Genomic DNA, 25,060 nt, shown 5'->3' with positions numbered 1-25,060 from the left:
CAAACTTTTTGAAATACCGCTATTTGCGCAGTCAATGTAATAAGCAAACATCTATAACAAAATCCTCTTATCTTATTTATTACCTTTAGAACGATGATTTTTTGTATAAAACACTCGATAAATGTAAATGATTGGTGAATTATTTTGTTTTAATTTGTTTTATTTGAACGATTATCAGTGATTATGATCACATCTGTAATTCCAAACTCATTTTTTGTTTTTCGATTTAATCAACCGACTGCTAATCTCCTGCTCACTTTGGAAAGGTATCAAAGTTATAAATAATAAGGAGTGTTCTAAATGAATACCAAGAAACCTATGTCTCTGACTGGCCGAGTTATCCTCGGTATGGTCGTAGGTATATTAACGGGATTTGCCATTCAATCCCTTTTTGCAGACAGCGGATTTGTTAACAACTACATCGTTAACGGACTCTTTGAAGTAGGCGGACAGATCTTTGTCGCCAGTTTAAAAATGCTTGTTGTACCACTCGTCTTCGTTTCACTCGTGTGCGGTACAAGCTCTCTTAAAGACTTATCAACTCTTGGCCGTATGGGGGGCAAAACACTTGCACTTTATATCGGTACAACTGCTGTAGCTATCACTCTAGCACTGACTATCGGTAATTTGTTCCAACCTGGAGCAGGTGCGGATCTTACGGCTGCGAGCTCTTTCAAATCAGCCGACGCCCCTTCTTTGGGCCAAGTCATCATTGATATGTTCCCGACCAACCCTATTCAGGCGATGGCTGAAGGCAAAACGCTACAAGTTATCGTATTTGCCGTATTGTTTGGTATCGCGATCAGTGCAGCAGGTAAACCAGGTGAGCGTATCGCAGCGGTTTTCTCTGATTTAAACGAAGTAATCATGAAGCTGGTTGCGCTGCTGATGAACCTTGCTCCTTACGGCGTGTTCTTCTTGATGGCTAAACTGTTCTCAGGCCTTGGCTTGGGCGCGATTTGGAACCTAGCGGAATACTTCTTAGTGTTAGCTGGTACTCTACTGTTACACGGTTTAGTAACTTACAGTGCGATGCTTAAAGGGTTTGCAGGCCTTAGCCCAATTACGTTCCTACGTAAGATGGAAGATGCAATCATGTTTGCATTCTCAACAGCATCTTCAAACGCAACGATTCCAGTTACAATGGAAACGGCTAAAAACCGCATGGGCGTAGACAACAAAGTCGCTTCGTTCACAGTTCCACTAGGCGCAACTGTCAACATGGACGGTACTGCTATCATGCAGGGCGTTGCAACGGCATTCATCGCACAAGCGTACAACATCGACCTGACTATGGGTGATTACCTAATGGTTATCCTAACAGCGACATTGGCTTCTGTTGGTACTGCAGGTGTTCCTGGTGTTGGTCTTGTTATGTTGGCGATGGTATTGAACCAAGTTGGACTGCCGCTCGAAGGTATCGCGCTAATCATGGGCGTTGACCGTCTTCTTGACATGATCCGTACTGCCGTAAACATCACTGGTGATAGTGCTGTAACTATCATTGTGGCTAAGTCTGAAGGCTCTTTTGACGAAGCTCGCTTCAATGACCCAGCAGCCGGTGAGAAAGAAGAAGAAGTAAAGCTAGCACGCCAACAGGCATAATCTAGCTTCTCTGGTGCTCTTACTTTCAAGCCAAGGCGCAATTAATGGCAGTGCCTTAGCCTGATAATGAAAAGCGTGTAAACAAAAACGCCACTGCTGATGCAGTGGCGTTTTTTATTGGGTTCTCCTTGAGCCGATACGATTCAACTCTCATCTATCCTCTCATTGCAGGGGCTTAGTGCTGAGCCTAACGCTTAATCTACGATAGGAAACATAAGGTTCACTCTAAGTCCCCCACCTTCTCTGTTCTCAGCGGTAACATGCCCATTCATCACTCCCATGGCTTCCTTAACGATCGCGAGTCCAAGACCGTAACCACCAGACTGTTTATCTCTGGCTGACTCAATGCGGGTAAACGGGTCAAAGATATCTGCAATCTTGTTATCTGGAATGCCCTCACCATCATCTTCCACAGAAATGACACTGTAACGCTTATCATTGACCTGCCCGTAGGTCTTGACGACAATATCCGCATTGTCCCCTGCGTATTTGATCGCATTTCCTACAAGGTTACTGATCACCCTCAAAAGTAGCCTCTCATCAACATTAACCATTGATGTCGCCGTTTCCAAATCACCAGTCAAAGTTTGATTAGGTTTCAAGTCATTTTGCATCTGCACAATTAGCATTGAGCAATAATGCTCAAGATGCATTGGAATTAACTTAGAATCATAGCGAGAGGTTTCTAGGCGGCTGAATTCAAGAATTTCACCCACCAGCTTATTCATCTCTTCCGTTTCGCTTTCCATCCGTTCGAGTAAACCCATACTTTTTTCATCAACTTTGCTGCGCAATAAATGAAGTGCAAGATTCTGCCTTGCTAGTGGTGTCCTCAACTCATGTGATACATCACGAATCAAACGACGCTGCTTTTCAGCCAGAGATTTAATCTCAAAGGTCATATGGTCAAAATCATTGGCAAGCTCATTGAATTCACGTGTAGTTGAATCCAACTCAGACACAACACTCACTGAAAAGTCTCCTTGTGCGAGCCTTCGACTGGCCTCCCTCAATCTGTCCAGCGGTTGCTGCAAGCTCTTCGCCATAATAATTGAGAACAGCGACAATACGACCAGAGCAATCAAAGCTTTGATCATATAGGAGTATGGAGCAAAGGATTTAGCCGGATGGAACTGGTGCGGTAGTTGAATTACGAGCGTGTTGCCATTGTTCAGAGGTAGGCCGAATATAGGCTTACTAACACGATCACTCAACTGGTGATCTAAGGTACGCAAGTACTTCAATTTGAATTCAAAATGCGGATGCATGTTACGGTGCGTGATCGGTCGATTATCTTCATCGATAACGAACAGATAATACTGTTGAGCATTACCCCAATCCGCGAGTTCATCCATGTCTCCATCTTCGATCAACACATTCGCTTGATAAGCAAGATCCAACATTTCAGCCTTAACGGACTCAGGGACTTTTAGCAGAGCTTTCATCAACGCTCTTTCAGCCACGCCTTGAAGGATCAAGATACTGACTAAGATAACCGTGAGATAGCTAAACAGTTGGAAAGTGAGCCCGTCTTTGCGTTTAGCAATGAACTCAGGGCAGCGTACCAACTTAGCACTCATGCTCCGGCAGACTCTAGGTAGCTGTAGCCTTGACCGCGCACAGTTTTAATATGTTGTTTAGATAAGCCAGCCTGCACCAATTTTCGACGTATATTGCTGATATGCATATCTAAGTTGCGGTCGAATGGACACAGCTCTTTCTTCAATACATGTACTTGCAGGTCAGATTTTGATACAACGATGCCATTATTTTTGATCAGATAATCGAGTAACTCTTTTTCAGTGCCCGTTAAAGGTAAGCGGGTAAGTTGCTCACACAAACCTTGATTAGATGAAGCCATTGATTGTCTTTGACGCTCAAACCCAACTCGACGCAAGATCACCTTAATCCGGGTCAGAAGCTCAGGAACATTGAAAGGTTTGGCGATGTACTGGTCGGCTCCAGCTTGATAGCCATCGAGCATGGAGGCATCGTCATTAAGGGCTGTTAGCATAAGGATTGGAGTAGCAAAACGCTGACAAATACGTCTTGCGACTTGAATACCACTTAAATTAGGGAGCATCACATCGAGTAAAACCAAATCAACGGGATTCGATTGAATAAACTCTAAAGCGGATTCACCGCAATGAACGGTATCAACGTGATACCCTTCATTTTTCAACACTTCACCCAGTAACTCACACAACTGAATATCATCATCAACAACTAAAACACGAGACATTTCACACACCGATAAATAAGAACTGTTTGCATTCTAATTATCGTTATTATTGATTTCAATTATAAAGTGCGTGATTTCCTCTATAGAAGAAAATCTTTTTCAATCGGTACAAACTTTGACGCAGAATCGATAAGATTTTGAGCGGTTAACCCAGGAACGCCATACACTTCAACAGGCTTTCCAAATCGCTCCTTAATTCGTTGTACCAAGATTTCGAAATCACCGTCTCCAGATACCAAAACAATTGTATCAACCGTCTCTGCTAGCTCTATCGCGTCTAGTGCGATACCTACATCCCAGTCACCTTTTGCGCTGCCATCTCGACGCTGAATAAACGGTTTTAGCTTCACATTAAAACCAACACCACGAAGGATATGGTGAAATTGGCGCTGTTTAGGATCTTGACTTGAGATCGCGTAAGCATTGGCTTCGACAACGTTACGTCCTTCCGTGGCAACATACCAAAACTGGTTATAGTCGAAGTTAGAACGGTATTTATCGCGTGTTGTATAGTAAACGTTCTGAACGTCGACCAAAATTGCTATGTTTTCCATAAATTCATACCTTTATATTTTCCGTATACCCTATTCTATTCACTTCTAAAATGCGAGTCGCTTTCTTTAATAAAAATGAACTCATTAGCTATGCTTAACGTAGTTGTTATTGGCTTAACGTGGCTAGTGTTAGCTTAACGTAGTTGCCATGAACTTAACTTAGAGCTTGTTTAAGTTTTTCGAGGAAGGTGGAACATGCAGTACCGACAAATAATCAGATCATGCCTTGGCAGCGACACCATTTACTCAGTATTGATACGTTGCTGCGCGGCAATAACTAACGCAGCCATAACTAAGGCATCGGTAACTAAGGCATCGGTAACAAACGTAATTTCCAAACCACTGAACGCTCTAATAACAAGCACGGTTATGTTTATGATTCTGTCAGTCAACTCGTTACACGCCTACCCAGCCTACTCTCATTCCAAAGCTCTGCCACACCGCAGTGTTATTTATTTCGCTCCAACAGAAGATTCGATCGTAAAAGAGTTTCTCAATGAAGTCTTGATTAACAATTGTCAATTGGACGAGCGAGATGTGGTTATCATGGTCATCGCCGAAAGCGGCTACACCGTTCCTGCATGGTTCGTTGAAGAGTTTAATTTAGATGCAGTGACTAACAGTTATGGAATACCCAAAGGTTCACACACTGCCGTGTTGATTGGTAAAGACGGGAAAGAGAAACACAGGTGGAGTGGTAGAACAGATTGGGTATTAATCACCAATATCATTGACGAAATGCCCATGCGCCAACAAGAAATGCAGCGACAAAGTAGCCGCTGCAGTATTTAATTCTTAGTCAGCTAAGCCTTTGGTTAACCATCAACCAAGCTAACAAGCTAAGCTTGATCATCAATCACTTAAGCTGGCTTGTTAAACCAAGCCAGTTTTTCATGGAGCTGAGCAACACTTCCAACCACAATCAGTGCGGGGCTCTTTGCAACGCCAGCAAGATCAGCTAGGTCACGTAGCCCACCTCTAAACACTTTCTGCTCTTGGCGAGTGCCATTTTCGATAATCGCAACTGGCATGTCTTCTCGCATACCGTTATCGAGTAAATTCTTCTGAATATTCGGACTCTCTTTCAAGCCCATGTAAAACACGATCGTGTGATTGTGTTGAGCAAGAGAACGCCAGTCAATATCTTCACCATCTTTCTTCAAATGACCCGTAATAAACTGTACGCTTTGCGCGTGGTCACGGTGAGTCAATGGAATTCCCGCATATGCGGTCGCTCCTGCGGCTGCAGTAATGCCAGGAATCACTTCAAATCTCACGTCATTCTCAGCTAACGTTTCGCACTCTTCGCCACCACGGCCAAAGATAAACGAATCACCACCTTTTAGACGCACAACGTGCTTGTTTTCTTGTGCTTTGGTCACCAATAGTTGGTTGATCTGATCTTGTGGTACACAGTGATGATCGAGCTTCTTACCCACATACAACATTTCAGCTTCTGGGTTAGCCATCGCTAAGATATCTTTTGATACCAAGCGGTCATAAACCAAAACGTCTGCTTGTTGAATCACTCGCGCCGCTTTTAGTGTAAGTAAATCCGGGTCACCCGGACCTGCACCTACCAATGAAACAAATCCATTGCTTATTTCTTTAACATTCGATGACGATACTTCTGACATTCTGCGCTCCGAAGGTTTGCTTGTTTTATCTCAAGCTTCAATCTATGTGATAAGTCACTGTATTCATGATGACTTATCAAAATCCTTAACTCTTAGACTATCAGGTGTTGAAATAAATATTCTGTCTAAATACTAACGAAGATAGAAATAATTATAACAAAACAATCTATTGCAGATGTTTTACTCAATAGAAAACAACGCACTATGATAACTAAGGGGGTGTCTGCCCGAGAATAAACTGACAGTTTTTAAACTAAAAAAGCCCCAAACACTTTGTTGGGGCTTTCAATCTCATACTAAATTACGTTTACCGTATTACTTCGCGCCTAGAGAAGGAGCTGTTTTAGCATGAGTTAGGTATAGAGGAACACACGTTAACAGTAGGCCACCAACGATGTTACCTAAGATTGTTGGGATAAGGTTGAAGTTCAACCATGTCGCGATACCGAAGTCAGCGCCAAGAATCATACCCAGTGGGAATAAGAACATGTTTACTACTGTGTGCTCAAATACTAATGCGAAGAAGATGAAGATTGGGAACCACATCATTGCTACACGGCCAGCGACAGTACGTGCCGTCATGTTACCAATCACACCTAGACAAACCATTAGGTTACAGAAGATGCCGCGCACGAAACATGTGATCCAACCGTCCATGCCCATATTTTCAAAACCTAGGCTACGCGCAGTAGAAACAGCAATGAACTTTTGAGCAACTGCGTTTGGTTCTAAAGAGAAGTTACCTGTAAGTGAAATTGCCACTAACACTGCAACAATTAAAGAACCGATAAGGTTACCAAGACCAACAAGACCCCAACAACGTAGGATACGACCCCAAGTAATACCTGGACGGTTATCAAATTTCGCTAAAGGAGCAAGACCAAATACACCTGTTACTAGGTCATAGCCCATTACACTTAGAATGACGAAGCCCACTGGGAACACAAGAGCGCCAACAATACCAATGCCTGTTTGCACGATAGTCGTGATTGCCACAACAACAGCAAGAGAAAGGATGATACCAGCCATAGTGCTTCGAATCAGAAGATCGCGAGTACTTGTTTTCGTTTTCGCTTCACCTACATCGATCATAGTTTGAACGAATTCTGCCGGTTTAAAATCAGTAGACATAAGGTTGTCCTTAAAAAGTTTAAATTAAAAGTTAAAATCGGATAGGAAAAGGTTCTAGTTGCCGAATTAAGGCAATGTCGATAACTAGAACCCTTGAACTATCAAATCTTGCTAAGTAAACCGTTATGCTGAGATTTCAACAGCGCCTTTGGTAACACGAGCTCTATACGCTTTCACGTTGAAGTTCTCGTCTTCCATGCACACACCTGTTGTCAGGTTAAAGCGCTGCTTCTTAAGTGGGCTTGCCACCCAAAGCTCTTGTTTGTGCTCAACAATCAAGCCGCGTGATAATACGTTAGATTGAAAGTATGGGTCGGTGTTACTAATCGCTAGTACTTCTTCAGCCTTAGTTGGACGGAAGATTGCCACTTGCTCACCAGCAACCAACGCACAAACACCTGTTCCTGGAGTAATGTCTTCGATCTTACAAACTTTGGTAAATGCCATGATGTCGTCTCCCCTTAAACAGTTTCTACGTGAATGATGTCGCCCTGGAGCCTTGAAGTAATGGCTTCAGGGTGTTTCTCTGTGAAAGTCGCTGGACGGTGTTGTTCACGGCCATCTTCAACAAACACTACGTTTTCATCGCGGTCATCAGCATTGATGAAATGTGCGAAGCGCTTAAGTTGAGCTTCGTCGTTGATTGTATCTGTCCATTCACAAGCAAAGTTATCAACTAGGCCAGCGATGTCAGTTTCAAGTTGGTCATTGATACCAAGCTTGTTGTCTACAATCACTTCACGTAGGTAATCAACACCACCTTCTAGGTTGTCCATCCATACCGAAGTACGTTGCAGTGGAGCAGCCGTGCGGATGTAGAACATCATGAAACGGTCGATGTATTTGATCAGCGTTTCTTGGTCTAGGTCGCTTGCAAGTAAGTCTGCGTGACGAGGTTTCATACCACCGTTACCACATACATACATGTTCCAACCAGCGTCAGTTGCGATAATACCTAAATCTTTACCTTGAGCTTCAGCACACTCACGAGTACAGCCAGACACACCAAACTTCATCTTATGAGGAGTACGGATGCCTTTGTAACGGTTCTCGATCATCACGCCTAGGCCAACTGAATCTTGAACGCCGTAACGACACCAAGTCGAACCCACACATGTCTTCGCCATGCGAAGTGCTTTTGCGTAAGCTTGACCCGTTTCGTAACCTGCAGCGATTAACTTCTTCCAGATTGCTGGTAAGTCATCTTTCTGAGCACCGAATAGACCGATACGTTGTGCACCCGTGATCTTGGTGTACAAGTTGTATTCTGCAGCAACATCAGCAAGAACGCTCAGTGCCTGAGGTGTTACTTCACCACCCGCCATACGAGGGATAACAGAGTAAGTACCGTCTTTTTGCATGTTACCTAGGAAGTTATCGTTGGTATCGTGCAGTTTCACTAGCTCAGGCTTAAGGATGTGCTCACCCCAGCATGAAGCAAGAATAGAACCCGCTAGAGGCTTACATACTTCACAGCCGTAGCCTTTACCGTATTTCTCTAGTAGTTCATCGAATGTTTTGATTTCTTCGATACGAATTAGGTGGAAAAGCTCTTGGCGAGAGTAAGCAAAGTGCTCACATACATCGTTCTTCACTTCAACACCGGCTTTAGCAAGTTCAGCGTTTAGCACTGAAGTCACTAGTGGAATACAACCACCACAGCCAGTACCTGCACCGGTTACTGCTTTGATATCGCCGATTGTGTGATGACCTTCAGCAACCGCTTGAGCGATCTTGCCTTTAGTCACATCGAAACAAGAACAGATAACTGCAGATTCAGGAAGCGAGTCTGCGCCAAGTGTTGGCTTTTCACCGCCTGCATGAGCAGGAAGAATTAGAGCATCTGGGTGTTCTGGCAGGTCGATTTCGTTCAGCATTAGCTGAAGAAGATCGCCGTAGTCAGACGTGTCACCAACCATTACTGCACCAAGCAGCTTCTTGTTGTCTTCAGAAACGATTAGACGCTTGTAAACTTCTTGCTCTTCGTTCTGGTAAACGTAGCTCTTACAACCAGGAGTGCGGCCGTTAGCATCACCGATAGAACCTACTTTCACACCTAGAAGCTTAAGCTTCGCAGACATGTCAGCACCTTCAAATGTGCTTTCGTTACCGACAACGTGGTCAACCGCCACTGTCGCCATTTTGTAACCAGGAGCCACTAGGCCGTAGAACGTTTGGTTCCATGACGCACACTCACCGATAGCGTAGATATCTTTGTCTGTCGTTTGACAGTGATCGTTAATCTCGATACCACCGCGAGGCGCAATACCTAGGCCCATTTGACGAGCAAGTTTGTCTTGTGGGCGAATACCGGCAGAGAATACGATGAAATCAGTTTCTAGCTCTGTACCATCGGCAAAACGCATTACGTTACGAGCTTCAGTGCCTTCAGGAGCAATTTCAAGCGTGTTCTTACTTGTATGAACGTTTACGCCCATACGTTCGATTTTTTGACGAAGTTGGTTACCACCAGCTAGATCAAGCTGCTCTGCCATAAGCTTGGGAGCAAACTCAACTACGTGAGTCGTCACACCTAATGCCTTTAGAGCACCAGCCGCTTCAAGGCCAAGTAGGCCACCACCAACAACAACACCAGATTTAGAATTCTTTGCCGTCGCTTCGATAGCTTTTAAGTCTTCGATAGTACGGTAAACAAAACAGTCTTTACCTTCGTGGCCTTTAATTGGCGGTACAAACGGGAAAGAACCAGTAGCAAGAACAAGTTTGTCGTATTGAATTTCACGGCCAGTGCTGGAATAAACTGTTTTCTTTTCACGGTTAACGTTGATAGCACGTTCACCGATCAGCATATTGATGCCGTGTTTTTCGTAGAAGCCTTCTTTTACTAAAGAAAGTTCATATGCAGTATGGTGTGAAAAGTAAGAAGAAAGGTGCACACGGTCATACGCAACACGTGGTTCTTCACAGAACACCGTGATGTCCATATTTGCAACATCTGTCTTCTCGACTAAATCTTCGATATAGCGATGACCGACCATCCCGTTACCGATTACGACTAGCTTCATCTTGCTCATAAGAATTCCTGAAGGTTATATATTTCTTAACTGAGCGAATAATGAATTATGAAAGAAAATGAAAATATGATGTAAATCAATTACGAAAACGAACTACCCTAAAGGGGTAGAACAAAAGAGGTAGAGATGCTTAATTATCAAGCAAAGCAAACGAATAACCACAGTTCAGATAGGGTTTAGCGGGGTTTTATATACACATCAGTGCATTAAGCGGGATGTTGTAAAGTTTCACAATAGGTTACCAATAACGTAAGCAAATGACAATCATTTTCATTTGGGTTCTTATAAATATATATAGAAGCCTATAAATACATGTAGAACACCGTTTGCGTGAAAAACTATGTGTAATTGTGAAAACCACTCCTACCTATTCGGAATGTAAACAAAGCTGTTCGCCCTTTAATGTCGAGATGAACTCAGGTTATAGCTTGGGGCGTCGGTTGGTTTGCTTGATCTAACACAACAACCCTTTCAATTCATCGTATTGATGTAAAAATCAACTTTAAACCAAACCCTGAATAAATTAGCATTAATGAAAATAATTCTAATTTACTGAGTGAATACCATGCGCGTACTTTTACTAATCCTATCTATTATTGCCACCCCAGCGCTTGCTGAAACCAAAGTTATCAAACAAGTGATGGACATGAATTCTGAGAATATCGACAAGATGTATCAATTTATTCCTGATTACGTCGAAATCGAACCTGGAGACAAAGTGCTCTTCAAAGGGACTGTTGGATCTCATACTGCTCATAGCATTCAAGGGATGCTTCCTGACGGAGCTAAACCTCTTATGATATCCGGGTCAAATGTTCAGGAAGTCACTTTTGATAAGCCCGGAGTTTATGGCATAAAATGTAAAGTACATCACAGACACGGAATGGTGGCACTTGTGGTTGTTGGTGATCCAAGTGTTAACTTAGAAGAAGCTCGCACCGCGGCCAAAAAACGTGTGAGTCGCAGAGCTCAGAAAAAGATGCAAGGCTTGCTCGATCAAGCAGAGCAAAAAGTTCAATAACCTTTGTCCCTGTCTTGAAGCATCTGCTCTCTGTTGATGTGTGATAGGAATGCCAGCCTGAAGGCAGGTTAAAGGGTCAGTAACAAGAAGAAACAGCGCCGAATTGGCGCTGTTTCTTCTTATCTACTTAGACTTAGACATGGTCAAATATTCTGCACTAAACGTACAAAAATATCACATCAGCCAACCCGTTCTAAATGAAACTCCGACAACCACAAACAAAATAGAAATAATGGTCACTGGCACAATGTGCAGTGCCATATCAACTAGATTGTCCTTCGATAATTTTGGAATCACGCGAAATCGTGCGTCTAGGGCTAACAATACCGTCAGAGACAGCAACGTCAATTTAGCCGCAATACCATGAGCCAGTGGAATTGACATATCAAACCATAAGCTAATGTCCGGCAACATGTGATAAGCGAGCATCAACCCGGTCACCACTTGAACAACCAAAGCCGGCATTCCCACCTTTTCGTACCCTTGCTCGAATTCCAATAACATTTCTGGAGAACGGTGTTTCAAGACTTTAGGAAGGATAACGACGCTGAGAATAATATGCCCTCCCGTCCAAATGGTGGCAGCCAATACATGCAAAACCAATAATACGCCAAACATAAACTTCCCTTACACAATGTTACGTGGTGCAAAGGAGAATCCTTCAAACTCACGCTTATATTTTGATTCACCAATTTTCTTTATTTTGGCGACGCCCATTTTGTAGTTGTAGTTACCACTGATTTGGTCAACTACCCTTGTTGTTAAAGCATTCGCTGGGTTCTTCATGTCCATCATATTGCAATACAACACACCTTTTTTCGTGGCTGAAGTGACAATCGCAACGGCTTTAATCTCTGCATAATCCAACTGAATGTGACCATTTTTCATTAGGTTACTAAACTGAAAATCGTCTGACTCGATACCCAGAATCGTATCTTTAAAATTGGCCACCCGCTCCGAATACACCAGTACTTCATCTCCAGCTTCTATACCCCGTTTTTCCGCATCTTCTGGATGTACCTCAATCCAGTTTTCAGGCCAACGATGAGTGATATAAGGCCTGCGCTCGGTATCATCAAACCCTGATTGCCAAATCTCGTTAATACGTCCATTTGAAAACCACAACTCGTCCTTTTGGGGAGTAAGCCAAGTATGAAAATCACTGAACAGATCCCAAGGGTGCTTTTGAAGGTTCACCTTTCCCGTCTGACTATTAAATTGAGTGAGCTGTTTACGCATAATATTTGCGCCTTGAGGCCCGTCTTGCAGTCCTTTGTCGACAAGATCCTCCCAACTCATTTCAGTGTCATGCAAGCGCTTAGTACCAATCAGCTTTTTCGTGTCATAGTTATAAAATACAGGGCCTTGGATCCCTTCCGTACCAAATTCAGCAAGCTTTTGATGAAGCGTTTTTCCTTCAGCATGTGCCGCAACTTTGATCATATTGAAATCTTTACGGCTACCACGGCTAAATCGCGATGACTCTTCGGCTACGTCATTCGAGTTTTGCCAATCAAACCCGTCATACCCCATTCGCGAAGCCATTTGAGCAACAATCCACCAGTCTGGCTTAGCCTGACCCGGCGCATCAGCAAACTTTTGGTAAAGGCGTAAACGACGCTCACCATTAGCGCGCATGAAATCCACTTCCCCCCAAGTCGCGGCCGGAAAGATGATATCAGCGAATTGTTTACCAATAGGATCACGTAAATAAATATCTTGATTGATGACGACCATTCCACCGGAATCTGCTCGTTTTTTGAGAGTATCTATAATGTGCTGTTTATCACGTCGCGTCGCTTGGTGAGGGTTACGTGTTGTTAAATCGGTAAATTTCTCTTTCAACCCATAACTACCACACATAGCTTGAATCCATGTCGTACCAATGACATGGGCCATACGGGTATGCCCGGAATAAAGATATCTGTCGGTGTCTATTGAGCGTCGACGCCTACCTGCCACTTTTTCAGGTGACTTATTCCTTGGTAGTTTCCCACCCGCTAGCCCACCGCGTTGATGCCCACCAAATCGACCAATAACACGCCCTTCTCGGCCACCAGTACCGATAATCGTTGCAAGGGAGGCAATGGCGTTGGTATTCCCTGTATTATTCGACCAATAAAAACCTTTTTCGATGCCTATCGAGGTTTTGATTCGTTTACCATTTAAGGGCTTTGCCAACATCTCAGCGGCTTTGTGGATCTTCTCGACATCAATACCTGCGATTGATGCGGCATACTCAGGGGCGTATTCTTTCTGCTCCAAATTCCATTGCTTATAATCATCAAAGCCGTCGGTTTGGAACTTGCCCCAAGTGGTTCTCCACTGCCATGGCGTATTACGAGTACCCTGACCAAAACCTGAGCTCGATTCCCATTTATTATTAACCCAGCTTTCAATCCACTCGTTATCTTGCCAACCTTGCTCTAAGATCACTCGAGCAATTGCACCAATCACAAGATTATCGCTACCAGGGTTAATATCGAGGTGCAATCCACCTTGAGCTTTAAGCCACGCTATTCCAGCGGTTTCACGAGGGTTCAAAATCACAGTTTTCATTCCACGATGCACCGCAGGCATAATGAACTGCGTAAAGATGATGGTTTTTGTCTCATACGGATCCGTTCCGCATATCATCAAAGTATCTGCCGCACCCCAATCATCATAACTTGGAGCAAAATTATCAAAACCCGCATCTCGAAACCCCGGGGTTGCGGTGACATCTGACGGCGTGTCGTGAAATGAAAAATTCGCGGTATTAACATGACGTAATGCATACTTTGTTATCGCGTAGGTGTTTTCAATATACTGATAAGAATAGGTTTTCACGCAGTAACTGTTTGAACCGTGCATATCAATCACATGACGGCCGACTTGGGCCGCGATATCCAATGCGAAATCCCACTCAACTGGTTGCAACTGTCCATTAATTCGAACAAGCGGTTGCTTCAATCGATCTTTGGTTGGTGTTTCTGGGTTATAGAGCTTTCTTGCGAGCAGTCCACCACGAACCGAAGAATCACCGCCTTTATTGACGACTTGGATATCTTTATCCGCTACCACCACCACATGGTGTGGTTTGCCATTATGCGAAATAATATTATGTTGCTGTGGCGAAACCCAAGCTTGCAGAGCATGAACCGGGAAATCGACACCAAATGCATTTTCACTTGCAGCAGGCCTACCTGAAGGGCTACTCACAGGCCAACGATAGACTTTGTAACCACACGCAACAATACAATAGTCACACGCTGTTGTGATGACTTCCGCACCAGCAGGCGGCAATAAAGTACTGCTCGGTTGAAGGTATGAATGGTTTTGATTAAATTGATTGTTTGCAGGAGATTGAGTCATCTAGATTACCTCCACATCGATCAGGTTTTCCATTCGACCAAAGATCAACCCCATAACCCCGACCGCATAGATATCGTCACCTTCGAGCTCGAGCAGTACTTGAGGCAAGCTCTCAAAGGCTTGACCAGATACCATAATTCCATGACGGCGCAAATCAAATGTAGACAGGTGGAATGGACACTGCCCGACAATGCGATGCGCTCCTTTTGCTTTATAAGCTCCAGTTAAAGGTCCACCTTGATGAGTACACGTCATCGAGTACGCCACAATATCGCGCTGTAACCCTATCCCACCGCCACATTCAATGTCAGATTTAACCAACATCGCAATCGAGTTTTTTCCCTCATCTGGATATTGAAAGTGAACCGGAGTGTGGTTAATGAGTTGACTTAAGTTTGCAATTTTCTTACGCGGGTAACCGACAATACGACCTTCTACCTGAGTTTCAGAATCAGTCCCTGCAAATAAGGTCAGAGGAACCATTGATACGGCAGTGGCCGCGCCGGAATAAAGTAAAAAATCACGTCGTGACATCATGCATTTGTTGTGTCGTTTACTCGAATTTTGCTCTGAGTTGGCGATCATTTCTCTGCTCCAGCAAGTTCTTCTTTAGTAAATAGCGGTTGGTATTCTGGAATGGTTGGCTCTTCAATAAAAATCTGTTCACCTGAAAATGCTTCGATAAAACTCAGTAAGTTCTTTTTATCTTGCTCCGTTAAACCGAGAGGTTGGATCAAAGCAGACTTGGTCTGAGGATACCCTGTAGTGCGCCCGTCATCCGCTACACCACCTCGATCGTAAAAATCGATCACCGCTTCTAAAGTTGGAATAGTGCCATTGTGCATGTATGGCGCAGTGTACTTTGTATAACGTAGGCTCGGTGTACGGAACTTACCTAACATCTCTTTGCGTTTAGCTCGAAAGTAAGCACCGGGATCCGCCTTGGTGGTACGGTACATTTCTTCGGTTACACCTTTAGAATAAAGCTCAAATCGAAACGTTATCTGTGCTAAGCCATCATCACTCCACCAGGGGCTTGGCGGTACGCCAATATTGTAGAATTTTTGATCGGATGCCAAAGAACCATTGTGACAAGCAATGCAATTCGCCTTACCTTCAAACAGTGCTTTGCCCTTCAATTGGGACTCGGACAAAGCGGTTTTATCACCGAGTAAATAGTTGTCTATTGGGGTATCACGTTGAATCATCGTGCGTTCAAAGGCCGCTATAGCGCGCCAAGCGTTATGTATTTTTGGAGTATCATCACCAAACACTCGCTTAAAGCGTTCAACATACTCAGGTACTAAGGCTAAACGTGCTTCCATGATGTCATCTTCACCATTACCCGCGACCGCGCCCTTCGCTGCATCTTTGGCTTGCGCTTCCAATGACATAGCGCTGCCCGCCCAGAAAAATTTGTCGTAATAAGCCGCATTAATAATCGTTTGGCTATTACGCCAATGCACTGTACCCGGATACCCCATAGAAAGATCATCCGGAAAACCCCAGCCCTGAGATTGAATATGGCAACCAGCACATGGGCTCGTCGTATCACCGCTTAGCCGACCGTCATAAAATAAGATCTTTCCTAACTCTATTTTTTCAGGCGTTTGTTTATTGTCCGCAGGCACAGGCACTTTCCCTAGAGGCTCAAGCTTTACCTTTGCATAAACAACATTAGGAAACCCCATCATCCCACTAAGAATAAAGAGTGCCGCCTTTGATACAGAGCATTTAGTTTCGAGCATTTGACCAATCCTCCGTGTATTCGTAGCCGAAGTCATAATCTAACCATTCGTACTTTTCGCCTATAAGGGCGTCTCCAGATAACGATTCCAGAAAAGTCACCAGCGCCTTTTTTTCTTTGTCCGTTAGAGAAAGAGTGGTGAGTCGAGAGTCTTTGTTTGAGTCTTCGCCACCACCTTGATTATAAAACTCAACCACATCTTCAAGCGTGGCAAGCATGCCATTGTGCATATACGGCGCAGTTTGAGTGAGCTCTCGCAGCGTTGGCGTAATGAACTTACCGCGATCGCTACCATCCGCTTTATGAGTTTGAACATGCGCACCAACATCACGCTTTAACGTTAAGTAATCTTGCACACCCATAAACATGTTGTAAGCAAGAAAAGATTGATGCCGCATTGGATCTAAAAATATCTCATAATTTTCGGGCACTCCGGTATTGTGTGCTTTTCCATCTGTAAACAGAGCGCCACTATGACATTGGCTACACCCCGCTTTACCTGTAAACAGCTTTTCTCCCTGGATCGCTAAGTCGCTAAGCTCACCTTTATCAAAAGGGACGTTCTTCGAAGTCAGTGTTTTTAGGTATTCAGGCAAGGCTTTGCGCACTCCGCCATTTGAAGGCTCCCCTAGCTTAGCCGCTTTAAACATCTCGACGTATATAGGATCTTGTTTGAGGCGTTCCTGCATCAAACGCATGTCCATATTCATCAGCCAGTCTTCAGTGATATTTTCCCGCACCACATCGTTTAGGTTGGTGCCAATGCGGCCATCGTGAAACCACACCTCTTTATAAGCCGTGTTAATGAGTGTGGGTGCATTACGAAACCCATCACTCCCCGTATACGCAGGGCTTAAAGGTTCAGGATAAGAGAAGCCATTCGCCGGAATGTGGCAACTGGAACACGATATCGAGTCATCCCCGGACAAGCGCGTATCAAAAAACAGTCGTTTACCGAGTTCTGCCTTCGCCGTATTTATACTCATTGGGGGCAGAGCGGCGTATAGAGTTGCAGAGAAAAGGGCACACACTCCTACCAAGCTTTTTAGTGCGATGCTCATCGGCATTCCTTCGGGGTTACTATCATCTACCCCTATTATTAACACATGAAACATTAAAGATATGATTAGGATCATACAATTAGAAGTGATAAGAGTTATTATTCAAACTTGTTAATTCAGTGGTACTTGAATAAATGTCTCGAGATAAATTACTTAACAAGATTAAACACATCTACTTGACTGGAAACCTATCCGAACAGATTTTGGCAGCACAAATTTTAAGCCGTTTTCAAGACACTAAACATCTGATTATAGAAGGGTTAGAGTCCCAGATTCCCGACCTTGTCCTCACTAGCCTTGAATGCTTAGCTTTAGATGATGAAGCGCCTATTGATCCCATCCTCCGTTGCTATCAATACTGGGACGACAGCGAAATTAAATTGGCATCATTAATGGCAATTGAGAGCAACCGACACTCTCTATTAGCTGTTCCGGTATTATTAGAAGCGATATGCGATGAAAATGACTACTGGGATGGTGGCTGGAATGATGGTGATGACATCAGTTTGATTGCTGCGCGGATTTTAGATAATCACAAGCACGAGTTAGATCACAAACAGTCTCAGCGTTTACTGCACCGACTTCAGAATGACCCCGAGCCAGATCTAAAAGGCAGACTCATAGCGTTACTTTCTCGTCACTCACCGACTCTGCTCAATGAAAACTACGCACTCGGAAGCATCGCTGAGACCCGGATGTTTTTGAAAGGTACTCAAGATAAAGTGGTATTGTACAAAGCCACACAACACCCTGATATTAGCTGCCAAAAAGTGGCATTTCAGCGCCTATCCGAAATGAATTGCCGCGAATACTTGCAGATATTTTTAAGCGGACTGTCTCATTCAGAGGCATCAATCAGAAAAATATCCGTACATCAATTAGCGAAATGGAATTACCTAGTAGATATAAAGCATCTTAATTTTGAATTTCTGTTATCTGGTATGCCGCTCAATACACTAACAGGGCTGCTGAGTAACAAAGCTAAACTGGATGTCATCGCCCACCTTGAAAATAAATCGAATGTAGCCCATTCAACTGCAGCGGTTATTCTGCTCATTTCAAATTTGGAACCTCAGCACAAACAGTTGCAACTTGCCCACTTTATGCCCCATTTCTACCAAGTGTTTTCAAAGTTGGAAGAGTCAGAACAACTCGACAGCCTAAACAGCCTATTAACTCAAACTTCCGAACAATTTAGCGTTGCCTTTATTCGGCAACAACTTCAGCAGGAAGCTTGCAGTAACTCAATCAAGCGACTGCTGATTGAACACCTCTCGAAAAACCCAAAAACTAGCCATCAGAGCTATTTCAAAGAACTCACTTTAGGGACATCAAGTATCATAGTTGTGGATTCTTCAGTAAAAAGTAGAACAGCAACGAACACAGCCCCTATAAATGAAATGATTAACGCGGAAATCATTGACGCTAATACTCAACCAGCACTTATTACATCAACACTTGATGCATTAAAACAAGCTCACTCACCTGCTATCTCTAACGCTAACTCTACCGTCGCATCTACTTCTACTTCAGTAAAGAAGCGATCGAAAAGATCAGCAAAAATAGAGCGCCTGGAAAATCAAGCGATCGCTCTAGAGTTTTGCTCAAACAAAACATGGCTGCGCAGCCTTTGCTCTGACGACAAAATAAGTCATCTAACCAAAGCGGCATTTCACGCCTTGATTCATGCCTTATGTAAACACAATATAGGCTTTTCCGATGTACAATCACCACGCTTTAATCAGCTCACATTAGAACTCTTGCTAGATGAGCGATCCGAAAATATCGACGACATCCTTAACTGGCTTGGTGATGATTGGATACAACAGAACCGTTTGTCACTGATGTCATCACCCTGCTTATCTTTAAGAGTCGGCTTAATAAAACACATCAATGACGAGCAACAATTATTAGAATTGATCAAACATTCGTATATCGGCATTCAGCACGCAGCGCTCAATCAACTTGCGCTTAATGGTGTTTGTCCCCATAAGAAACTGATCGGGTTGCTTTTGGAAGAGCCGTTACTTTATCCACAGTTGGCAAACTTTGAAGCACATACGGTTTATGAAATACTTGAAAGTGAATTCGATCGCCGATCCTCAACGACTCTTCAAGCCACTCTCACGTATCTTGAAACGACAAGTAATCCCCCCTAACAAAGAATTCAAATCTGGTAGCAAAACCAAGCCCATTGATTTGAGGCTTTCATTTTTACTTCACTCGCAGCCGGTAAAGTTAGTAGCAACGAATTAAGCCTCGCTTTGTAAGGTATTGTATGGGTTTGTCTAACAGCAACTTCTGTCACTAAACAACGCACTGCAGTTCCGTATATTGATACTTCGTATGAATAATAAGGTGTGTCATGAAAACTCTATCTTTAGCTACCTTAGCGACAGCTATCTTTCTCATTGGATGCGGTTCAAATCAAAGTAAATCGCTATTCAATCAGGCAAACGCAGCACCGTCAGTTGTACATGGAGTCACGATTGAAGCCGTTCCCTCTCAATTCGCTGAATACTCTCAAGCAGGCTACAACCGATATGTGGCGGTCAATGCCCCGAATGGAAAATCTATCCATATTTTGATTATGGATCGCCTGAGCGATTATCAAATAGTCAAAGCCGTCAATGTTCTCAACCACTATCTAACCCCTGTTAATGGCACTAAGTATGGGAGCACTGACTCAAAACGCGAGATTGCAAACGCGATGGCTAACAATGGCGTAATACTAAAGCTAATGAATTATTACGATGAGCCACGATACAACGATGACTTGCCCGGGCAACCCTTGTTCGAAGAAGAGATTCAGGTTGAAGGCGGTGAATGGTATGTCCAACAAGATTATGAAGAGCATCGTGACGCCTCTTATGAGGAAATACTGCATTTAGTTCATGACTATGGCATCGGGGTTTTTAACGCGCCTGAAGATGCAGTAACCGCATTACCAGAATTTCAAAAAGAATTTAATGCGATACAGAGACAAGCATTACACCATGCTTACACGCCACCCCGTGATATTTTAGAAGAGTGGCAAGAAGAAGTCAGCGTTGATCAAGAATACTTTGCCGCTGTAATTGACAGCTACTACGGGCTTTGGGGAGCATACAACGACAAAGGTATGTGGGGGTTATACCAAGTTAAAACCCGCGACGATTTCTCAAAAGAAGACCCCGATGCGCGAGCGATAGTAGAACAGATTTTCTCTCCAACATTGACTTACGATGCATACCTTGCCGATACATTCACCGGAACATTTAAAATGAGGTATGACCCAGCAACGTCCTATACTCATCACTCTCAATATCTAACTAAACTAACGCTATCGGGCAACAATGATGCGAATATTGAGATCAACGAGCATGACAACCGCGTAACCGGAAACGCGGGGGTAAATACAGTGATCGCCCATGGCCCTAAAAGTGAATACCAGCTCCATGAACTGGGGAATGGTAAAATTCAACTTAATGATACCGTTGCTTTACGTGATGGCTTGAACGTTCTGTCTAGTATCGAAAAAGTGCAGTTCACTGATCAGATTTGGACTTTGTGACTAGCAACATTCAAAAGCCAAATCACTTTCCAACAGACGTAAAAAAGCCCGATCATTTCTGATCGGGCTTTCTCAATGATGGAGGCGCCTCCCGGAGTCGAACCGAGGTCCACGGATTTGCAATCCGCTGCATAGCCACTCTGCCAAGGCGCCTTCAATAGTGTTTTAAGAGAACAACTCTGTTGATTAATACCCAATAAGGTAACAATCCAATAGATGGTGCCCCGGGCCGGACTTGAACCGGCACAACGCGAACGTCGAGGGATTTTAAATCCCTTGTGTCTACCAATTCCACCACCAGGGCACGCAATTCTTTATTGCGATGCCGATTACTGAAAAGTAAAACACCATCTTAATGTCAAAATGAATCAACATTACAAAATTTGGAGCGATACATCGGGTTCGAACCGATGACCTCAACCTTGGCAAGGTTGCGCTCTACCAACTGAGCTAGTATCGCATTTTCATTCTTCTTGCTTATCTCTTCTTGTTCATGAAAGGAGAAAGAGAATGGAGGCGCCTCCCGGAGTCGAACCGAGGTCCACGGATTTGCAATCCGCTGCATAGCCACTCTGCCAAGGCGCCTTTATCAACATAAAATATATTGAAGTGTTTAAAGAGAACCACTCTTTGTTCAACACTCTACTAAAAGTAGAAACTAGATAGATGGTGCCCCGGGCCGGACTTGAACCGGCACAGCGCGAACGCCGAGGGATTTTAAATCCCTTGTGTCTACCAATTCCACCACCAGGGCAACGCAATCATGCGATGCTGATTACTGAAGAGTAAAACACCATCTCTCCGCGACCTAAGCCGTGAGAACGAGGTGTACTTTAACGGATGAAAAAAATTCGTCAACAATAAATTTTATCATTTAATTCAAGTGATTAATTATCGAACTCTACAGAATAAATTTAGTGCAGCTTGTACGGTTCTTATACGTAGATCTTGAGTTGTCGCGGGGAATAACGGCTCGAATTACAATTTTCAGATTCACTAAATGCTGTTGATTCAGTTGAATGAAAGAAACACTCCTTCGTTTTCATGCGCTTTTCACATTCAAAGACTAAAGTTTTACGTAACTATAATTACGAAATTAAAACGTGAAGTCACTAAAACGATACCAATATGAACGCTACGCAGTTCTTTGTAACCTCGCCTACCCGAGAGTTTTTAAACATACTCGTTACGGTTTTGATCCTAATGGACAGCGCATCATAAAGAACCAGTTTGGCAAAACCATGATTCGAGTTTTATGGGGTAGTGACAAAGATGAAGTGGTTGTGGTTATCAAAGGATCGCATAGTATCTCAGATTGGTTACTTACCTTTGCTTTATGGACAAAAAGCTGTAAAAGAATTGGGCTCAACTACCGGGTACATGCGGGTTTCTATCATTTGATGTTTCAAGAAAGCCAACCGAGCCGCAATGAAGATAAGCTAGGGTTAAACGTTATCGAGCGCTTAGAAGCTACGCTCATACCTTTGTTAGAGCAAGGAAAAAGGATATCTATAACCGGCCACTCTTCTGGTGGTGCAATTGGCTGCGTGTTCGCTGATTACCTAGCTCAAAAGTATCCAGGCTGTGTTAAGCGAATAGTGACCTTTGGCCAACCTGCGATTGGGGACTGGAATTTTCGAAAGCACTATCGTTTGAGTAAGAAAACCTACCGTATATGTTGTGACATCGACATCGTTACCTTCATGCCACCCGTACCTTTATTGTATTGGCATGTAGGTAAAGTGCTTTGGCTTTATAACGGACGAATCTACGAAAACACCCCGACGTTAATACGCCTCGGGCGGTCAATATTCAGTTGGTTGATCCGGCCTTTCTCTTACCACTTAATGAGCAAATATATTCGCAATAAGGATTTCTTTGATAAACATTGAAATGAGTATGTTGGAAGCTTATGAAGAAGCCAGAAACGAAAAAACCAGCCACTAGGGCTGGTTTTTCTGAATGATGGAGGCGCCTCCCGGAGTCGAACCGAGGTCCACGGATTTGCAATCCGCTGCATAGCCACTCTGCCAAGGCGCCTTCAAGTCGTGTTTTAAGAGAACGACTCTGTTGATTACTACCCAATAAGGTAACAATCAAATAGATGGTGCCCCGGGCCGGACTTGAACCGGCACAACGCGAACGTCGAGGGATTTTAAATCCCTTGTGTCTACCAATTCCACCACCAGGGCACGCAATTCTTTATTGCGACGCCGATTACTGAAAAGTAAAACACCATCTTAATGTCAAAATGAATCAACATTACAAAATTTGGAGCGATACATCGGGTTCGAACCGATGACCTCAACCTTGGCAAGGTTGCGCTCTACCAACTGAGCTAGTATCGCAATTTCATTCTTCTTGCTTATCTCTTCTTATTCATGAAAGAGAGAAAGAGAATGGAGGCGCCTCCCGGAGTCGAACCGAGGTCCACGGATTTGCAATCCGCTGCATAGCCACTCTGCCAAGGCGCCTTTTCAATTCAACACGTTAGGGACTAAAGAAAGCCACACCGCTGTGTTCGGGTGCCTACTTTACGGATCGAGGGGAGATAGTCAAACAAAAAAATGAATTTCAATTCCGTTTGCTGACATTTAAATCAAATTGCTGCATGTTCGATCTCTTCAATCAATAAACACGCAGCAAAATAGAGCAAATTAAGGAATTCGACGTTACCACTTCTTCATAAAACGACCGACTAGGCTTGGATGGTAAGCCCAACAATGGTCAAACATCGTCATAAGTTGTGGGTTGCCATACTTCGAAAGACTAACCGCATGAAAACGGTTTTTGTGCTCTTTCAATTTTTCGACCTGAGCAATCATTTCATCAGATTGCTTAGGAGCAATAAAGTCAGAAAGCACGATCAAATCTGCGTTCTTGTATTTGTCACCCGTCATCAAATCAATCGACTTCATCAGAACAGGTTCTAAATCTGTACCGCCATGGAATGAGTAGCTTAAAAAGTCACTCGCTTCACGTAGGCCATCTTGCCTTGTTAATTCATAGGTGATCTGCTCAGAAGAGAACAGAATCACGTAACAGTCTCTCTCTTCGGCTAGAGCTATCTGCATCAAGGCATAAGCCATTGCTTTGGCAGACTGCTCAGGGAAACCGCTCATAGAACCAGAAGCGTCGACACAGACGATGAACGGGCCCTTTTCAATATCGATATTCTTCCTATCCGGCTTTTGCGCTTTCACTTTACGTAATGTCCGTGATTTACCTTGCGAGCGATAGCTCAGTAAACGCTTGTCGGCCAAGTGCTTATAAAAGATAACCTCAAGTTCGGGGTAAGCGAGGAACATGGTTTCGTTTGGCAGCATCTTGTTGAGATCATCACTTTCGTGGATCCCAACAATATCATCAACCGCTTCATCGCTTTTCTCTTCAACCATCTGCAATTCTTCTACAGGGGCTTTGTGTAGTGAAGGATCATCTTCCTCACCAGCCATACGGCCTAGTTTTTCTGCGATCTCTTGCAAGCCCTTGTGCTTGTTCAAGAACTCAGCATGACGCTTCATGATGGTAAGGTCTGTTTTGCTTAACTTGGCAGATGCCATGTCCCACAAGCGCCCTACACTGCCTTCATCGCCCGACTCCGTCACTTTATCCATGTTTTTCATGGTTTCCATGCGTTGATAAAGGTCGGCTAAGACTTTTTCTTTGCTTGTTTCAAGCTCGGTTACTTGAGCTTGTTTGATGGCATCTGACAGCGATTGGTACCATTGATCACAAAAGTAATGTGGAAACATCGCGTTATAAACACCTTTATTGTTTTCCATCAAACGTCTTGCTTGTAGATAAAATGCTGAGTGCCACTCCAGCTTCTTGATAACGCTATCAATCTCGTCAAAGAACTGTGATTCATCCCAGTAAATCACTTCTTGGTAAAGTGCGATTTCCTCTTGGAAACGGTCGGTTTCACACACTTTAGTGACGCGTTTTTTCACTTTACCGCGCCATTTAACTAAGTGGTTTTTGACTGATGTTTTCACACCTTTATTCTCAGCAGCCATCATCACTTGAGAACGAGCGATAAGATCATTCATCGCGGTATCAATGATACCTGAGTCAGCCACCATCAAAGCGAGGTTTAAGCCGTCAGCTCCTAACATAT

At 43.7% G+C, this 25,060-nt stretch carries 19 protein-coding genes and 9 tRNA genes; 6 read left to right on the top strand and 22 right to left on the bottom strand.

The annotated features are described in order from the left end of the window. Positions 1-300: 300 nt before the first annotated feature. Positions 301-1,605, top strand: coding sequence for a dicarboxylate/amino acid:cation symporter (locus tag Q5H80_RS17480; protein WP_304570659.1), 1,305 nt, complete (start codon positions 301-303; stop codon positions 1,603-1,605). Between the two features lie 194 nt (positions 1,606-1,799). On the opposite strand, the gene Q5H80_RS17475 is transcribed toward Q5H80_RS17480, so the two are convergent. The 3 genes from Q5H80_RS17475 to Q5H80_RS17465 form a co-directional block, all read right to left on the bottom strand. Next, positions 1,800-3,185 carry a sensor histidine kinase gene (locus Q5H80_RS17475; protein ID WP_304570658.1) on the bottom strand — a complete coding sequence of 462 codons (1,386 nt, stop codon included), beginning with the start codon at positions 3,183-3,185 and terminating at the stop codon, positions 1,800-1,802. After that, a complete protein-coding gene (locus Q5H80_RS17470) occupies positions 3,182-3,847 on the bottom strand; it encodes a response regulator transcription factor (protein ID WP_304570657.1) in 666 nt (221 codons plus the stop codon). The genes Q5H80_RS17475 and Q5H80_RS17470 overlap by 4 nt, the downstream gene beginning before the upstream one ends. 80 nt (positions 3,848-3,927) lie before the next feature. After that, positions 3,928-4,401 (bottom strand): NYN domain-containing protein, encoded by a 474-nt coding sequence (locus Q5H80_RS17465; RefSeq protein ID WP_304570656.1) that lies wholly within the window; start codon positions 4,399-4,401, stop codon positions 3,928-3,930. A gap of 195 nt (positions 4,402-4,596) precedes the next feature. Between Q5H80_RS17465 and Q5H80_RS17460 the strand changes: the two genes are divergently transcribed. After that, positions 4,597-5,193, top strand: coding sequence for a DUF4174 domain-containing protein (locus tag Q5H80_RS17460; protein WP_304570655.1), 597 nt, complete (start codon positions 4,597-4,599; stop codon positions 5,191-5,193). Between the two features lie 68 nt (positions 5,194-5,261). Here the strand turns inward: Q5H80_RS17460 and cobA are convergent, their stop codons facing one another. The 4 genes from cobA to nirB form a co-directional block, all read right to left on the bottom strand. Further along, the gene (gene cobA / locus Q5H80_RS17455; protein ID WP_304570654.1) at positions 5,262-6,038 is read right to left on the bottom strand and encodes a uroporphyrinogen-III C-methyltransferase; all 777 of its coding nucleotides are present in this window, start codon (positions 6,036-6,038) and stop codon (positions 5,262-5,264) included. 315 nt (positions 6,039-6,353) lie between these two features. Next, on the bottom strand, positions 6,354-7,169 hold the full coding sequence (locus tag Q5H80_RS17450) for a formate/nitrite transporter family protein (protein ID WP_304570653.1): 816 nt from the start codon (positions 7,167-7,169) through the stop codon (positions 6,354-6,356). 123 nt (positions 7,170-7,292) lie between these two features. Next, a complete protein-coding gene (nirD, locus tag Q5H80_RS17445; protein ID WP_304570652.1) occupies positions 7,293-7,616 on the bottom strand; it encodes a nitrite reductase small subunit NirD in 324 nt (107 codons plus the stop codon). Positions 7,617-7,630: 14 nt separating this feature from the next. Then, positions 7,631-10,204, bottom strand: a complete 2,574-nt coding sequence (gene nirB, locus Q5H80_RS17440) for a nitrite reductase large subunit NirB (RefSeq protein ID WP_304570651.1) — start codon at positions 10,202-10,204, stop codon at positions 7,631-7,633. Positions 10,205-10,769: 565 nt separating this feature from the next. Here nirB and Q5H80_RS17435 point away from each other — a divergent pair. Next, positions 10,770-11,225, top strand: a complete 456-nt coding sequence (locus Q5H80_RS17435; RefSeq protein WP_304570650.1) for a plastocyanin/azurin family copper-binding protein — start codon at positions 10,770-10,772, stop codon at positions 11,223-11,225. A 174-nt stretch (positions 11,226-11,399) separates the two neighbouring features. Here the strand turns inward: Q5H80_RS17435 and Q5H80_RS17430 are convergent, their stop codons facing one another. The 5 genes from Q5H80_RS17430 to Q5H80_RS17410 are packed head-to-tail and all read right to left on the bottom strand — an operon-like array spanning position 11,400 to position 17,387. After that, on the bottom strand, positions 11,400-11,843 hold the full coding sequence (locus Q5H80_RS17430; protein ID WP_304570649.1) for a CopD family protein: 444 nt from the start codon (positions 11,841-11,843) through the stop codon (positions 11,400-11,402). 9 nt (positions 11,844-11,852) lie between these two features. Beyond that, on the bottom strand, positions 11,853-14,579 hold the full coding sequence (locus Q5H80_RS17425; RefSeq protein ID WP_304570648.1) for an arsenate reductase (azurin) large subunit: 2,727 nt from the start codon (positions 14,577-14,579) through the stop codon (positions 11,853-11,855). Next, a complete protein-coding gene (locus tag Q5H80_RS17420) occupies positions 14,580-15,164 on the bottom strand; it encodes an arsenate reductase (azurin) small subunit (RefSeq protein WP_304570647.1) in 585 nt (194 codons plus the stop codon). After that, positions 15,161-16,327 (bottom strand): cytochrome-c peroxidase, encoded by a 1,167-nt coding sequence (locus tag Q5H80_RS17415; protein ID WP_304570646.1) that lies wholly within the window; start codon positions 16,325-16,327, stop codon positions 15,161-15,163. Before Q5H80_RS17415 ends, Q5H80_RS17420 begins: the two co-directional genes overlap by 4 nt. Further along, complete coding sequence (locus Q5H80_RS17410) at positions 16,314-17,387, bottom strand: cytochrome-c peroxidase (protein ID WP_304570645.1); 1,074 nt, start codon at positions 17,385-17,387, stop codon at positions 16,314-16,316. Before Q5H80_RS17410 ends, Q5H80_RS17415 begins: the two co-directional genes overlap by 14 nt. A gap of 203 nt (positions 17,388-17,590) precedes the next feature. Here Q5H80_RS17410 and Q5H80_RS17405 point away from each other — a divergent pair, with 203 nt between their 5' ends. Next, positions 17,591-19,546 carry a hypothetical protein gene (locus Q5H80_RS17405; protein WP_304570644.1) on the top strand — a complete coding sequence of 652 codons (1,956 nt, stop codon included), beginning with the start codon at positions 17,591-17,593 and terminating at the stop codon, positions 19,544-19,546. A gap of 206 nt (positions 19,547-19,752) precedes the next feature. Further along, positions 19,753-20,940 (top strand): hypothetical protein, encoded by a 1,188-nt coding sequence (locus Q5H80_RS17400; RefSeq protein ID WP_304570643.1) that lies wholly within the window; start codon positions 19,753-19,755, stop codon positions 20,938-20,940. Between the two features lie 79 nt (positions 20,941-21,019). On the opposite strand, the gene Q5H80_RS17395 is transcribed toward Q5H80_RS17400, so the two are convergent. From Q5H80_RS17395 to Q5H80_RS17375, 5 genes are all read right to left on the bottom strand, one after another. After that, a tRNA-Cys gene (locus Q5H80_RS17395) sits at positions 21,020-21,093 on the bottom strand. 64 nt (positions 21,094-21,157) lie between these two features. Further along, positions 21,158-21,244, bottom strand: a tRNA-Leu gene (locus tag Q5H80_RS17390). 80 nt (positions 21,245-21,324) lie between these two features. Continuing rightward, positions 21,325-21,400: transfer RNA gene (locus Q5H80_RS17385), tRNA-Gly, on the bottom strand. Between the two features lie 51 nt (positions 21,401-21,451). Further along, positions 21,452-21,525 (bottom strand) — tRNA-Cys (locus Q5H80_RS17380). A gap of 82 nt (positions 21,526-21,607) precedes the next feature. After that, positions 21,608-21,694, bottom strand: a tRNA-Leu gene (locus Q5H80_RS17375). 349 nt (positions 21,695-22,043) lie between these two features. Here Q5H80_RS17375 and Q5H80_RS17370 point away from each other — a divergent pair. After that, the gene (locus tag Q5H80_RS17370; protein WP_304570642.1) at positions 22,044-22,832 is read left to right on the top strand and encodes a lipase; all 789 of its coding nucleotides are present in this window, start codon (positions 22,044-22,046) and stop codon (positions 22,830-22,832) included. 74 nt (positions 22,833-22,906) lie between these two features. Here the strand turns inward: Q5H80_RS17370 and Q5H80_RS17365 are convergent. From Q5H80_RS17365 to viaA, 5 genes are all read right to left on the bottom strand, one after another. Further along, positions 22,907-22,980: transfer RNA gene (locus Q5H80_RS17365), tRNA-Cys, on the bottom strand. Between the two features lie 65 nt (positions 22,981-23,045). Further along, positions 23,046-23,132, bottom strand: a tRNA-Leu gene (locus tag Q5H80_RS17360). Positions 23,133-23,212: 80 nt separating this feature from the next. Further along, positions 23,213-23,288, bottom strand: a tRNA-Gly gene (locus Q5H80_RS17355). A gap of 52 nt (positions 23,289-23,340) precedes the next feature. Beyond that, a tRNA-Cys gene (locus tag Q5H80_RS17350) sits at positions 23,341-23,414 on the bottom strand. Between the two features lie 198 nt (positions 23,415-23,612). Continuing rightward, entirely contained in the window at positions 23,613-25,058 is a 1,446-nt protein-coding gene (viaA, locus tag Q5H80_RS17345; protein ID WP_304570641.1) for an ATPase RavA stimulator ViaA, read from the bottom strand. Positions 25,059-25,060: the final 2 nt, after the last annotated feature.

This window comes from Vibrio sp. SNU_ST1, from assembly GCF_030563405.1.
Classification (GTDB): Bacteria; Pseudomonadota; Gammaproteobacteria; order Enterobacterales; family Vibrionaceae; genus Vibrio.
The sequence above is the reverse complement of the archived record's forward strand: the minus strand, read 5'-3'. Positions and strand labels throughout refer to the sequence as shown.